Origin of the sequence: Pseudobutyrivibrio sp. UC1225, from assembly GCF_900115215.1 — a bacterium.
Lineage (GTDB): Bacteria > Bacillota > Clostridia > Lachnospirales > Lachnospiraceae > Pseudobutyrivibrio.
In genome coordinates, this window is record NZ_FOVQ01000005.1 from 206,602 (window position 1) to 219,331 (window position 12,730).

Here is a 12,730-nt window from a genome sequence, read left to right on the forward strand (position 1 = left end):
GGATTCTTATGAAAACACGAGAAGAGGCATTGGCCTACGGCTTAACATTCGCATATACGTACCAGGAAGCTCCTTTTCATGATCCAAACTGGCAGCTTATTAGGGTGAAACCTAGTAAGAAAGCTTTCTTGTGGACATATGAAAAGGACGGATACATTTGCTTAAATTTAAAATGTGACCCAGAGTGGAGAGATTTTTGGAGAAACACATACGCTGCAGTTCAGCCTGGGTACCATCAGAATAAGGAGCACTGGAATACTGTGATTTTGGATGGGTCTATTCCAGATGAGGATATCAAAAGGATGATAGCGGAGAGTTATGACCTTGTGACAGACTCTCCTACAAAACGTATATACGAAGCAGTTAAAAGGATTCCAAAGGGAAAAGTTGCAACCTATGCTCAGGTAGCTGCTATGGCGGGTAATCCAAAGATGTGCAGAGCGGTTGGAAATGCTCTTCATAAAAATCCAGACTTTGAGAATATACCTTGCTATAGAGTAGTGAATTCCAGGGGTGAGCTAGCAGGTGAGTATGTTTTTGGTGGAGCCTGGGCTCAAAAAGAGCTTTTGGAAGCAGATGGAATAGAAGTTATTGATGGAAGAGTTGATTTGAGAATATATGGGGTTGAAATAGGGGAAGATAATGTTAACAAATAAAGAAATACTATAAGCTGCCCATAGGAGCGAATTTTATTTCTTATGGGAACAATACTGTAGTTGGAGTTGCATCTGCAATAACCAGTGCCTTGGCTAGGAAGATATTTGCCCGAGGTAAGGTACCATTTTATTGTTCTGCCTGGTCAAATATTCGTTCAGTAAGAAATGCAGTTAAAAGTGGATTTATTCCAGCATGGGTGGAGATGACTATAAAACCTACAGAGATAGTGGATGAGATGAATATGTAGATAGGAGAATGATTTTTGTATGGGGGATAAAATGAGTAAAATAATTGCAGCTTGTGGAAATGATTGTGCTGCATGCCCGCGATATATAGCACATCCTTATGAGAAGACTTATGAGGAGTTAAATCATACGGCAGAGCTTTGGATGAAGATAGGATATCGTGACCATGTGGTTACCAATGAAGAAATTAGTTGCACTGGCTGTAAGCCGGAAAATTGGTGCAGATATCATGTGGTGAAATGCTGTGAGGATAGAGAAATTCACACCTGTGCTGAGTGTGCAGAGTATCCATGCGATAATATGCGAGAATGTTTTGAGGTTACTAAGTCTTTTGAACCTAAATGTCGTGATGTGTGTACAGATGAAGAATATCAACAATTAAAGAAGGCTTTTTTTGAAAAGGAAGAGAATGTGAGGCAGAAATATGAAGACTTCAAAAGGAATTACTGGAATAGAAAATTTAACAGTAAATGGAACTGAATATGAAATCAAAAAGCTCTTAGGAAAGGGCAAGGGGGGATATTCATATTTAGCAGAAAAAGATGGCAAAGAATATGTTGTAAAACAGATTCATCATGAACCATGTTCTTATTATCAGTTTGGAGACAAAATTCAGTCTGAAATTAATGACTACAAAAGATTGTCAGCTATTGGAATTAAGATGCCAGCCATGCTTGATGTAGATGTGGATAATGAGCGCATCGTAAAAGAGTATATAGAAGGGGAAACAATTTATGACCTTGTTCTTGAAGATAATATGCAGGAGGATTACCTTGCGCAGATAGAATCCATGTGTAAACTGCTTTATCCATCAAACACTAATATAGATTATTTCCCAACCAATTTTGTAGTGAATAATGGTGAGATTTTCTATATCGACTATGAATGTAATGACTACATGGAGGAATGGAATTTCGAAAACTGGGGTGTAAAGTATTGGTCTAAAACACCAGAGTTTTTACAGTATGTAGAGGAACATAGCTGAAATATGGCGATAACGGGGGATTAATACAAATGGAAAATATAAATATCAGATTAGAAACAGAATCAGATTACAGGGCAGTTGAAGAGCTGACTCGTAATGCATTTTGGAATGTATATAAGCCTGGTGCAGATGAGCACTATTTTGTGCATACAATGAGAAATCATCCAGATTTCATACCTGAGCTTGCATTTGTGCTTGAAAAGGATGGAGAGATTATCGGAAATATCATGTATACCAAGGCTTGGCTGGAGGATGAAAATGGAAACAAGAAAGAAATTGTTTCCTTTGGTCCTTTGTGCCTCGCACCTGAGTATCAGAGATTGAAGCTTGGCAAATTATTGATTGAGCATTCCTTTGAAGTGGCTCGAAAAATGGGATATGACGTGAATATTATTTTTGGAAATCCAGGCAATTATGTAGGTAGCGGATTTGTTAGCTGTAGAAAGAAAAATGTCAGCTGTTTTCAGAAAGGAAATTATCCAACAGCCCTTTTGGTGTGCGAGCTGGTACCAGGTGTCTTGGATGGACATGAATGGATGTTTATTCCAAGCACAGCTGCAGACTGTTGTGATGATACAGCTGCTGTAGAGGAATTTGATAAGACATTTCCAACCAAAGAAAAGAAATGGATGCCAAGCCAGGAGGAGTTTTATATTTACAGTCATTCATCAGTTGTGAGGGAGTAGAAGTATAAGGGAGAAAAGAAATTGAAGACAGTTGTATTACTATATGAGACATGTTGTATTTATGAAATCGTAATTACGAATTACTTCCTTCAGTATACTGGACGAGAATTGGTCTTTGCGACTATAGATGGAAAGCCTGTTACAGCTCAGGAAAAGTTTTCACTGAACGCTACTTGTGCGTTAAAGGATATTAATCCAAAAGAGGTCGAACTGCTTTTAGTACCAGGTGGAGACATTTCTTCAATTGATAATGAAGAAGTATATTCATTTATTCGTGCAGTTGTGGAAAATAAGCAGTTAGTTGCAGGCATATGTAATGGCGTGGACGAACTGGAAAATGCTGGAATTTTAGAGGGAATAGAATCTACTCATTCAACTAATGAATCACTTGTTGTTGGCGAGCTTGTAATCACTGCAAGAGCAAATATGTATGTGGATATGGCTATTGCTATTGGAAAGAAGCTTAATCTCTTTGTGGATGAGGCAGATTTGCAGGAAACTATAGATTTTTGGAAGTTTCATAAGACATTATAATTGAAAAAAATCATAGTTCAGCTCCATTTACGGAATAAAGTATTGTATTAGTCAATTGTTACGTAGTCATTTTTGAAATAATGAAGTAATTATACTGATTACAGGAGTGAATTTACGGAACAATTTATAATTGTTATCATTTTTTCCGTAGGAACTTTAATTCTAGATGGTTAAAACGTGGTAAAGCTTACGGAAAAAGAACTTGAATTGAATGAAATACCGTAATTTATGTTCATGTAAGGAGTACGACTACGGAATTTATTGGTTTTTGTTAGGGAAATACCGTAATTGATGCAGTTAAGGAGATAGCTACAATGAAAATAGAACACGTAGCAATGTATGTAAACAACCTTGAGGCCGCCAGAGATTTTTTCGTGAATTATCTAGGTGGAAAATCTAATGATGGCTACCACAATAAGAATACAGATTTCCGTTCTTACTTTATTTCCTTTGAGGATGGTGCAAGACTTGAAATCATGAATAAGCCAGGTATGGTTGATATTGACAAGCCTCTTAATAGAACTGGGTTGATTCATATCGCATTTTCGGTAGGAAGTAAGGAAAAGGTGGATGAACTGACAAGCAAACTAAAAGAAGATGGCTTTGAAGTTGTCAGCGGACCTCGCACTACAGGAGATGGCTATTATGAAAGCTGCATTGTGGGAATCGAGGGGAATCAAATCGAAATAACGGTTTAACGATCTACTAAAACTAAGGGGCAATAAATAGGAGAAGAGATTATGCCAAACGAAAATGGAACCTGGATAATGTATGGGGTTGAGTGGGATGACCCAGAGTGCCTTCATACTGTGGATGATGTAATTGAATATATTAATGAGATTGGTTTTTTGCCTTTATTCAAGAATGAGATTCCTGGTTTTTCACTGGAGGAGCGAACTGTTCCAGAGTATTGGTGGAGCGGAGATATGGAGGTTGATCCTTGGGAGTGGCGCGAGATAATTGCCCGCCGTGGAGAAGTTGCTTATGGCAAATTTTTCGATAAGAAGGCGGGATTTATTTCTAAAGAGTGGCTTCCATATTTTGCAAATTATAGACGTGATGGCTATGATTTTGACTCTCTTTGGGAGGATGGCAAAGCTTCTCGCAGACAGAAAAAGATAATGGATTTATTTGAGGAGAATGAGGAGCTCTACTCCAATGAAATCAAAAAGCTGGCAGGCTTCGGTAAAGGTGGAGAGAAGGGCTTTGATGGTACAATCACTGACCTTCAGATGAAGACATATCTTACTGTAAAGGATTTTCGCCAGCGTAAAAACAAACAGGGAGAAGCCTATGGTTGGCCGATTGCTATATATGCAACGCCAGAAAATCTTTTTGGCTATGACCATGTAAGGAGTAGATATAAAGAGAATCCATCTGATTCAAAAGAAGCTATAGCTAATCATATAAGGGATATTTACCCTATAGCTACAGAGAAGCAGATACAAAAAATAATTAAGTGATATAGAAAAGGGGATAAAAATGGCGTTAATACAAGTAAACTACTTATCAAAAGCCTTATTCAGAGAGGTGCCTGTGAATGTGATACTTCCGGTGGATCGTTTTGATGCAGATACTAATAGATATCTAAATGGAAAAGATCGTAAGTACAAAACACTTTATCTCCTGCATGGTCTTTTAGGAAATTATACTGATTGGATTAGTCAGACCAGAATCCAAAAGTGGGCCGAAGAAAAGAATCTGGCGGTAGTAATGCCATCTGGTGATAATGCTTTTTATTTCAATTCCAGAACACCTTGGAATGATTATGGAACATTCATAGGAGAAGAACTGGTGGATGTAACCAGAAGAATGTTTCCGCTCTCTGAAAAGCGTGAGGATACATTTATCGCAGGTCTTTCTATGGGAGGATTTGGTGCACTTCGAAATGGTATCGTATATTCGAAGAATTTTAGTCATGTTGCAGGGTTGTCTTCCGCAGTGCATATTTTTGAGGATACCTCAGAGGAAGCAAATATTGGACTGTTTGATAACATAGAAGATGCTTCAAAGACCAACAAGAACCCTTGGGTGGCTGTAGAAGAAATGCTTTCTGAAAAGCGTCCTATTCCAAAGATTTACATGGCTTGTGGAACCAAGGATGACTTAATGCCAGCTAATATTTCTTTCAGAAATTTCCTACAGGAGAAAGGTTTTGAAGTAACTTGGGATGAAGATGATTACGGTCACGACTGGGATTTCTGGGATAGTCAGATTAAGAAAGTTCTAGATTGGTTGCCTTTGGAATAAAATACCTGGAGGAGAGTTGGAATCCTGATGGTACATTTGGACCAGAGAGATATATTGAAGTTCATGTGTGGAGTGATAGAGGAATAAAACTATGAGTATTACAGTAAATTTAAGATACAAAGGTGTAAATGGTGCAGCGAAGAAATTTGCTGAGGAGATGATTAGCAGTGGAACTGTTGATGCCATTAGAAATGAAAATGGGAATCTGCGCTATGAATACTACATTGCTTTAGATGATCCAGAGACTGTTCTTTTGATTGATAGCTGGAAGAACCAGGAATCAATAGACATACATCACGCATCCCCTATGATGGGCAAGATAATGGAGCTTAGAGAAAAATATGACCTTCATATGACTGTGGAGAGATATGTTTCGGATGATACTATGCCGGATAGAGATGAATCTTTCATAAGAAAATAATCAAGTGATAAAAAGGGACTAGAAGGAGAATAATGTTATGGCATCATGGATGGTACACCTTAGGATAGCAGATGAACTGCTGAACAGAATTGATGATTTGGATGAGACTGCTTTTGTATTGGGAAATATTGCTCCGGACAGTGGTGTTCCAAATGAGGATTGGTCGGTATTTACACCACCTACAAATGTAACTCATTTCAAGACAAAGCCAGAGGAGAGAACCTTTATTGACATAGATAAATTTATTACAGAATATTTCTCGTCAGAGGCAATAAATGGTTATACCCAAAAGGAATATTCATTTTTCCTTGGCTACTATACTCATCTTTTGACTGATATTGAGTGGTCAAAAATGGTTAGAGAAGAGGGAGTAACTGAAGAGAACGCTGCAAAGGAAGGCATGTCTTATCAGGACTTCATCTGGAAAAATAAGGAAGACTGGTATGACCTTGATTTCAGATATCTGGCAGACAATCCAGAGTTTAGAGCGTTTCGTATATACGAAGAAGCGGATAACATAACAAATGTGTTCATGGATATATTTGCTGAGGATGCTTTTGAAAATAGACGTGAATATATATGCGGCTACTATCGTAGTGATGATCATGGCGACCTTTATAGGGACTACAAATATCTCTCGAAAGAAAGATATGACAGTTTTGTAGATGAAACAGTTGGTATTATTAAGACGTTAATTTAATGAATTACTAAAAGTAGAGGGCAGAATAATGAATAATACTTACAAAGAAGCACTAAAATTTTGGAATAATGCATTTGAAATGGATGAGGATGCAAAGAATGAATATAAGCAGGAGTATGATCCTGTGGATGGTTGGAAAGATTTATGTTCATCAGCTAAACTGCAAAAAGTAATTATTGAACAACTTGCTGGTCAGAATAGAGTTTTAGATTATGGATGTGGCGAAGGCTGGGCTGGAATAACCATAAATAAGTCAGGCTGCAAGGATGTAACCTGTGTCGATGTGGGAAAAAATGCAATTGAACTTTGCAAATGCTTTATGAAACATTTCAATATAGAGAATGGTCTTAGAGCAGAATGTGTTTCAACTGATTGGCTAAAGAATGAACCTGCAGAATCATATGATGGCATCTTTTGCAGTAATGTTGTAGATGTTTTACCAGCTGATATAGCTTTGGATATCATAAAGAATTTTGCTAGAATAACTACCAAGGATGCGAAAATCGTTATTGCTATGAATTTTTATGCTGAGCCTGTCAGTAAGCCAGAGAAAAAAATAGAATTCAAAAATGGGAATGAAATGTATGTAAATGGAATTCTCAGAATGACCTCAAGAACAGATGAGGAATGGTCGGAGATTTTTAGTCAGTTCTTTAATGTTGAAGAAGTAACATATTTCGCTTGGGATGGGGAAGACGAGGAAACACGAAGAATATTTGTTATGAGTAAAAAATAAGGAGTACACCATGAGCAGAGACACAAAGTATTTATTTGAGACAGAGAGATTAGGATTTCGTCATTGGAATGAGGAGGATGCGGAGGTCCTTTTTGGTATGGCAAAAGAGCCAGAGGTAGGACTTCCTTGTGGCTGGCCAGCACATAAGAAAATAGAAGAAAGCATTGATGTTATTAATAATGTTTTCACCAATGCAGAAAATTATTGCCTTTGTCTGAAGGAGACAGGCAAGCCAGTGGGCACAGCAGATTTAATGTTCCATTTTGACAATGATAATGAGTGCGAGTTGGGATATTGGCTTGGCAAAGAATACTGGGGACAGGGGCTCATGCCTGAAGCCTGTACAGAGCTTCTCCGTCGTGCCTTTGAAGACTTAAATGTAGAGAAGGTATGGTGTGGTTATTACCAGGGTAATGAAAAATCTAAGAGAGTCCAGGAAAAACTGGGCTTCAAATACCATGACACTCAGGAAAAAGTGAAGCTTCAGCTCTTAGATGAAGTTAGAACAAATATCATGAATCTGATGACAAAGGAAGATTGGTTGAAATTGGTTAATTGTTAGGAGTAAATTAATGGGATTTTTTTCAGAGATTGATGGAGAATTAAAACCATCCGATGATTATTTGGCAAACCATACACTGGAAGGCTATGAAGATGGCGATATGGAGCATGATGACTATGAGGTTGAAGATGATGATGTAGCCATGTCGGTCATGAGAAAATGCAAGGATTGCGGCAAGGCATTTACTTTGTCTGGCGCGATAAAGGATTTTGATTCTTATTTTGATGGCGAGTTTTTTTACATGGAAGAATTTGTTGGTCAGCTCTGTGGCAAGTGCGCCATAGCTGAGATAGAAGAGGAGTTTTAGGAAAAAGATTGGCTTAGCCGAAGGGGGGAATATGGAAATTGAGAAAACTAAAGGAGAAATAAAATGACTTGGAAAACAGTTAATATACATTTAATGAAAGGAAATGTTTTAGCTCCTTATTCTTTATAAATTAGCAAAGATTAAGGAGATTAAAATGAATACAAATAAAGCTAGAAATCAGATTACTAAACTATATTTTATTGATGGAATCGGGGGATTGATGATTGCTGGAGCCTCTTGGGTGGCATTACTTGCCGCAAGAGGATTTTCCACAGTTGAGATTGGATTATTTGAAAGCATATTTCATGTAGCGAGCATGATCTTTGAGGTGCCTTCAGGAGCAGTGGCAGACGTATTTGGACGTAAGAAGGTTATGATTACAGCCAGCGTAATGGCTATTATTTCATCCATCCTGATGATATTCACAAACACCTTCGCCGGTATATCAGTTGCTATGGTTTTTTCTGCCCTAAGCTACAACTTGGCATCAGGTACCAGAGAAGCGCTAGCTTACGACAGCCTAAAGGCAGCAGGCATTGAAAATGAGTACAGCAAGTTCGCTTCTAATGACATGGTGATTTATCGCCTAACCAGTTCATTGGGTACTCTTATGGCGGGAATAGCTCTAATGCTTGGATATAAGAAGGCGAATGCCTTGGACATCCTTATGGCCACAGCAGCAATCCTAATTGGAACCACACTGATGGAACCAAAGAGTGAGTTAAGCCATCACACCAGTGGCAGCGCCCGTTTTAAAGAGGTGGCTCTAGAGAGTGTCAGATTCATCAAAGAGAATCGTAAGGCAAGGCTAATCATCATATTCAACGCATTTATAGGCGCAGTGGCGACACTTATAGTTTTCTTCTTACAGGCAAAATTGCCACAGCTTGGAATCAAAACTATCTGGCTTGGGCCAGCATTATTTTCAGTAGGTTTAGGTTCTGTCATTGGCGCAAAGGCAATAGAATACTGTACGTATTTACGATACAAATATGTCAGCCTATTTGCCGTCATAGGAATCGCCATAGCCTTCGGCTCAATCTTCACAGGCAGTATTGCCCTGACGATGCTTGGTGCTTTCGTAGGAGGCTTTGCTGACAGCTTTATAGAAGTACGCTCAGATGTTGTATTAAACAATATGATTCCATCCAGCCAGAGAGCAACATTAATGTCTATCAATTCCTTCACTTTTTCCGTTATAATGATTATTTTGTCACCTGTTTTTGGATGGATTTTTTCTTAGGAGAATAAAATGGACAGACCGATTCTAAAAAACAAATTGTATCTCTATTTGACGGAGTTTTTTGCGGGGATGTCAGTAATGGCAGTAGAATTAGGCGCTAGTAGGTTACTGGCGCCATATTTCAGTTCATCACAAATTGTGTGGACTATTATCATTGGTACGATAATGATTGCTATGGCACTAGGAAATCTTTATGGAGGCCGTATGGCGGATAAGGACCCAAATCCTGATAAGTTATATAAGCGCATTATCATTGCTGCCATATGGATAGCCGCTATACCAGTTGTGGGAAAGTATGTTATTTTAGCTATATCTGCGTTGATAATCTTTACCGTAAATACGAATTTTCTTGTCATTGCAGGATTTGCAGCCTGCATGATTATATTCGTATTTCCGTTATTCCTTTTAGGTACAGTGACTCCATCACTGGTGAAGTTTTCTGTGGACAGTCTTGATGATAGCGGAAGTGTCGTTGGTAAGCTCAACGCAAGCAATACCATCGGAAGCATTATAGGCACCTTTGTTCCTACTTTTATAAGCATTCCTGCAGTTGGTACGGCCATCACATTTCTGATATTTGCAGGAATTTTGCTTGCGCTTTGTATAGTGTATTTTGTTAGTTCTAAAATAAATTTTTCTCAGGCCAAGAGGGTTCCTGCTAGCATTGTGATATTTTTAGTCTGCTGCCTTCTTGGTCATAGCAATAGCTTTGCATTTTGGCAGACTAATCTAACATATGAAGGTGAATCAATTTACAATTATCTTCAGGTTCACGAGGAGGGCAATCAGGTCATCCTTTCCACCAATGTTCTTTTTGGCGTCCAGTCGGTATATCAAAAGGACAAAGGTCCCACAGGTCTCTACTATGATTATGCTATGGCGTCACTTCCAATGGTAGGAACATCAGAAACTATGAAAATTCTTATCTTGGGAAATGGCAGTGGAACCTTTGCAACTCAATGCGAGAGATATTACGATAACCTGGATATTACTGGTGTAGAGATTGACGAAAAGATTACGCAGCTTGCAAGGGATTATTTCGAGCTTCCTGAGGATGTACCAGTAATCACTTATGATGGTCGAGCTTATCTGAATGCCTCAAAGGATAAATATGATGTGATTATGGTTGATGCATATCAGGATATAACCATCCCATTTCAGATGTCTTCCAAAGAATTCTTTCAATTGGTGGCAGATCATTTAGATGAAGATGGAGTGATGGTTGTGAATTTGAATATGCGTAGCAACTCACCAGGAAACATCAATGACTATCTGGCGGATACCATAGGGGCAGTATTTCCAAATATCTATACAGCCGAGGTACTGGGCTGCACTAACAGGATTTTATATGCCAGCTTCAATCCACAGATGGAAGAAAATCTGACTAAAGCCATTGATAAAGAAACAGATGCAGACTTGTTTTACATGATGTCTTTAGCACAGGTGGGCATGCAAAAATATAATCCAGGAAATCTCATTATGACTGACGATAAGGCTCCGGTGGAGCTCCTTGGAATGAAAGTTATAGATGAGTTGATTTCTGATGAGGTCGCATATTACAAAAAAATATTCAATGAAGAGGGAATAGAGGGACTTACTTCATTGATTTTAAGAGAGGTAAATTAATGATATATATAGGCTGTCACTTATCAGTGACTAATGGATATGAAGCAATGGGACGTCAGATGACTGATTTTGGCGGAAGCACCTTTGCTTGGTTTACAAGAAATCCAAGAGGTGGAAAAGCAAAGGATATTGAAGCCTCTGATGTTGAAAAGCTACAAGCGATTCTTGAGAAAGAGAAGTTTGGAACACTTGTAGCCCATGCCAGCTACACTATGAATCTTTGCTCGGCAAAGCCAGAGACCAGAGCTAATGGGCTTGATATGCTGCAGCAGGATTTACAGAGAATGGAGCAGGTTCCAAATCAGTATTACAATTTCCATCCAGGCTCTCATACAGGACAGGGTGCCGAGGTTGGAATTCATCAGATAGCAGATGGATTGAATCAATCCCTTTGGGCTGATATGAATACCACAGTGCTTCTTGAAACAATGGCTGGAAAAGGTTCTGAAGTTGGTAAGACCTTCGAAGAACTCCGAGAGATTATTGACCGTGTAGAGTTAAATGAAAAGCTTGGGGTATGTCTCGATACCTGCCACATCTGGGATGGTGGATACGATATAGTAAATGATTTAGATGGAGTACTGACTAAGTTTGATAAAGTGATTGGCTTGGACAGACTTAAGGCAATCCATTTCAATGACAGTAAGAATGAATGCGGTGCAGCAAAGGATAGACATGAGAAGCTAGGACAAGGTTGTATTGGTATGGAAGCTATGAAAAGAATTGCTCTTCATCCAGTCACCCAGAATCTTCCATTTATTCTTGAAACGCCAAACGATGATGCCGGATATATCGAAGAAATCGCAACAGTTAAAAGCTGGTTTTAAGAGGTTGAAAAACCTCTTAAATTTTTTCTTGACTCTAACGTTACGTCATACTTTATATTAAAAGCACACGGAGGGACAGACAGCAATGATGACAGTAAATGAAGTTAGCAAAATAGCGGGAGTGAGTATACGCACCCTGCAATACTATGATCAGATTGGTCTTTTGAAGCCGGCAGAGTATACAGAATCTGGTTATAGACTGTATGACGATACAGCAATGGAGAGATTGCAGCAGATTTTATTGTTCAGAGAGCTTGAGTTTCCACTGAAAGAGATTAAGGATATAGTGGACAATCCTGATTTCGACAAGGAAAAGGTACTAGACCAACAGATAGAGCTTTTAACCTTGAAGAAGGAACACTTAGAAAACCTGATAGCTTTCGCCCGTGAGATTAAAACAACAGGAGGAAGGAAAATGGACTTTTCAGTATTTGATAATAGTAAAATTGAGGAATATGCAAAGAAGGCAAAGGAAGAGTGGGGCAACACAGCTGCCTATAAGGATTTTGAGAAGAAGTCTGCTGGCAGAACTAAGGAAGATGAGAAGCAGCTTTGGGCTGAATTCATGCAGCTTTTTGCAAAGCTGGGAGAGGTAAAAAATGATTCGCCGGATTCTGCCGCAGCACAGAGTATTGTAAAGGAGATTCAAAATTATATTTCTGAGAACTTCTACAAATGTGATAACAAGATCCTTCTTGGTCTTGGGCAGGCATACGCCAGCGGCGGAGAGTTTACAGAAAACATTGATAAGGTTGGCGGAGCGGGCACAGGAGCCTTCGCTTTCGAAGCCATAAAAGCATATTGTAAATAAGATTCATGGGGCCACATAAGTGGCTCCATTTTTTATAGGTAAATATGGCATTTGGACTATTTTTTTGCCCAGAAAACATATATAGTAGAATAATAATTTAAACGAGGGAGAAGAATAGGATGAAGGAGTGGATTAGAAAA

18 protein-coding genes are annotated in these 12,730 nt (G+C 38.7%); all 18 read left to right on the forward strand.

The window, feature by feature from the left end; genetic code table 11:
- Positions 1-8: 8 nt before the first annotated feature.
- The 18 genes from BMZ41_RS08735 (at position 9) to BMZ41_RS08820 (ending at position 12,590) form a co-directional block, all read left to right on the forward strand.
- Positions 9-656, forward strand: coding sequence for a methylated-DNA--[protein]-cysteine S-methyltransferase (locus BMZ41_RS08735; protein ID WP_090528696.1), 648 nt, complete (start codon positions 9-11; stop codon positions 654-656).
- An 89-nt stretch (positions 657-745) separates the two neighbouring features.
- A complete protein-coding gene (locus BMZ41_RS08740; RefSeq protein ID WP_330386172.1) occupies positions 746-904 on the forward strand; it encodes a hypothetical protein in 159 nt (52 codons plus the stop codon).
- Between the two features lie 31 nt (positions 905-935).
- Positions 936-1,382 (forward strand): DUF3795 domain-containing protein, encoded by a 447-nt coding sequence (locus tag BMZ41_RS08745; protein ID WP_176754587.1) that lies wholly within the window; start codon positions 936-938, stop codon positions 1,380-1,382.
- A complete protein-coding gene (locus BMZ41_RS08750; RefSeq protein WP_090170991.1) occupies positions 1,327-1,887 on the forward strand; it encodes a BUD32 family EKC/KEOPS complex subunit in 561 nt (186 codons plus the stop codon). Before BMZ41_RS08745 ends, BMZ41_RS08750 begins: the two co-directional genes overlap by 56 nt.
- A gap of 29 nt (positions 1,888-1,916) precedes the next feature.
- The gene (locus tag BMZ41_RS08755) at positions 1,917-2,573 is read left to right on the forward strand and encodes a GNAT family N-acetyltransferase (RefSeq protein WP_090528699.1); all 657 of its coding nucleotides are present in this window, start codon (positions 1,917-1,919) and stop codon (positions 2,571-2,573) included.
- A 21-nt stretch (positions 2,574-2,594) separates the two neighbouring features.
- Positions 2,595-3,107, forward strand: coding sequence for a DJ-1/PfpI family protein (locus tag BMZ41_RS08760; protein ID WP_090170997.1), 513 nt, complete (start codon positions 2,595-2,597; stop codon positions 3,105-3,107).
- Between the two features lie 314 nt (positions 3,108-3,421).
- Entirely contained in the window at positions 3,422-3,805 is a 384-nt protein-coding gene (locus tag BMZ41_RS08765) for a VOC family protein (RefSeq protein WP_090528701.1), read from the forward strand.
- Positions 3,806-3,847: 42 nt separating this feature from the next.
- Entirely contained in the window at positions 3,848-4,570 is a 723-nt protein-coding gene (locus BMZ41_RS08770) for an AlkZ-related protein (protein WP_090528704.1), read from the forward strand.
- A 19-nt stretch (positions 4,571-4,589) separates the two neighbouring features.
- Complete coding sequence (locus tag BMZ41_RS08775; protein ID WP_090171004.1) at positions 4,590-5,357, forward strand: alpha/beta hydrolase; 768 nt, start codon at positions 4,590-4,592, stop codon at positions 5,355-5,357.
- Positions 5,358-5,448: 91 nt separating this feature from the next.
- Positions 5,449-5,778, forward strand: a complete 330-nt coding sequence (locus BMZ41_RS08780) for a putative quinol monooxygenase (RefSeq protein WP_090171007.1) — start codon at positions 5,449-5,451, stop codon at positions 5,776-5,778.
- A 37-nt stretch (positions 5,779-5,815) separates the two neighbouring features.
- A complete protein-coding gene (locus tag BMZ41_RS08785) occupies positions 5,816-6,478 on the forward strand; it encodes a zinc dependent phospholipase C family protein (protein WP_090171010.1) in 663 nt (220 codons plus the stop codon).
- A 28-nt stretch (positions 6,479-6,506) separates the two neighbouring features.
- The gene (locus BMZ41_RS08790) at positions 6,507-7,214 is read left to right on the forward strand and encodes a class I SAM-dependent methyltransferase (RefSeq protein WP_090528707.1); all 708 of its coding nucleotides are present in this window, start codon (positions 6,507-6,509) and stop codon (positions 7,212-7,214) included.
- Between the two features lie 10 nt (positions 7,215-7,224).
- On the forward strand, positions 7,225-7,776 hold the full coding sequence (locus BMZ41_RS08795) for a GNAT family N-acetyltransferase (RefSeq protein ID WP_090528710.1): 552 nt from the start codon (positions 7,225-7,227) through the stop codon (positions 7,774-7,776).
- A 10-nt stretch (positions 7,777-7,786) separates the two neighbouring features.
- Positions 7,787-8,083, forward strand: a complete 297-nt coding sequence (locus tag BMZ41_RS08800; protein ID WP_090171019.1) for a hypothetical protein — start codon at positions 7,787-7,789, stop codon at positions 8,081-8,083.
- Positions 8,084-8,237: 154 nt separating this feature from the next.
- A complete protein-coding gene (locus BMZ41_RS08805; protein WP_090528713.1) occupies positions 8,238-9,326 on the forward strand; it encodes an MFS transporter in 1,089 nt (362 codons plus the stop codon).
- Between the two features lie 78 nt (positions 9,327-9,404).
- Entirely contained in the window at positions 9,405-10,952 is a 1,548-nt protein-coding gene (locus tag BMZ41_RS08810) for a spermidine synthase (RefSeq protein ID WP_330388850.1), read from the forward strand.
- The gene (locus tag BMZ41_RS08815; RefSeq protein WP_090171028.1) at positions 10,952-11,779 is read left to right on the forward strand and encodes a deoxyribonuclease IV; all 828 of its coding nucleotides are present in this window, start codon (positions 10,952-10,954) and stop codon (positions 11,777-11,779) included. The genes BMZ41_RS08810 and BMZ41_RS08815 overlap by 1 nt, the downstream gene beginning before the upstream one ends.
- 85 nt (positions 11,780-11,864) lie before the next feature.
- Positions 11,865-12,590: a MerR family transcriptional regulator gene (locus BMZ41_RS08820; RefSeq protein WP_090528719.1), complete on the forward strand. Its 726-nt coding sequence runs from the start codon at positions 11,865-11,867 to the stop codon at positions 12,588-12,590.
- The last annotated feature ends 140 nt before the right edge of the window (positions 12,591-12,730 follow it).

Coding starts and splice junctions, on each gene's coding strand:
- BMZ41_RS08780 (WP_090171007.1), top strand. CDS start 5,449: ATGAGTATTACAGTAAATTTAAGATACAAAGGTGTAAATGGTGCAGCG.
- BMZ41_RS08750 (WP_090170991.1), top strand. CDS start 1,327: ATGAAGACTTCAAAAGGAATTACTGGAATAGAAAATTTAACAGTAAAT.
- BMZ41_RS08810 (WP_330388850.1), top strand. CDS start 9,405: ATGGCAGTAGAATTAGGCGCTAGTAGGTTACTGGCGCCATATTTCAGT.
- BMZ41_RS08815 (WP_090171028.1), top strand. CDS start 10,952: ATGATATATATAGGCTGTCACTTATCAGTGACTAATGGATATGAAGCA.
- BMZ41_RS08770 (WP_090528704.1), top strand. CDS start 3,848: ATGCCAAACGAAAATGGAACCTGGATAATGTATGGGGTTGAGTGGGAT.
- BMZ41_RS08785 (WP_090171010.1), top strand. CDS start 5,816: ATGGCATCATGGATGGTACACCTTAGGATAGCAGATGAACTGCTGAAC.
- BMZ41_RS08800 (WP_090171019.1), top strand. CDS start 7,787: ATGGGATTTTTTTCAGAGATTGATGGAGAATTAAAACCATCCGATGAT.
- BMZ41_RS08775 (WP_090171004.1), top strand. CDS start 4,590: ATGGCGTTAATACAAGTAAACTACTTATCAAAAGCCTTATTCAGAGAG.
- BMZ41_RS08795 (WP_090528710.1), top strand. CDS start 7,225: ATGAGCAGAGACACAAAGTATTTATTTGAGACAGAGAGATTAGGATTT.
- BMZ41_RS08755 (WP_090528699.1), top strand. CDS start 1,917: ATGGAAAATATAAATATCAGATTAGAAACAGAATCAGATTACAGGGCA.
- BMZ41_RS08765 (WP_090528701.1), top strand. CDS start 3,422: ATGAAAATAGAACACGTAGCAATGTATGTAAACAACCTTGAGGCCGCC.
- BMZ41_RS08805 (WP_090528713.1), top strand. CDS start 8,238: ATGAATACAAATAAAGCTAGAAATCAGATTACTAAACTATATTTTATT.
- BMZ41_RS08735 (WP_090528696.1), top strand. CDS start 9: ATGAAAACACGAGAAGAGGCATTGGCCTACGGCTTAACATTCGCATAT.
- BMZ41_RS08745 (WP_176754587.1), top strand. CDS start 936: ATGAGTAAAATAATTGCAGCTTGTGGAAATGATTGTGCTGCATGCCCG.
- BMZ41_RS08820 (WP_090528719.1), top strand. CDS start 11,865: ATGATGACAGTAAATGAAGTTAGCAAAATAGCGGGAGTGAGTATACGC.
- BMZ41_RS08790 (WP_090528707.1), top strand. CDS start 6,507: ATGAATAATACTTACAAAGAAGCACTAAAATTTTGGAATAATGCATTT.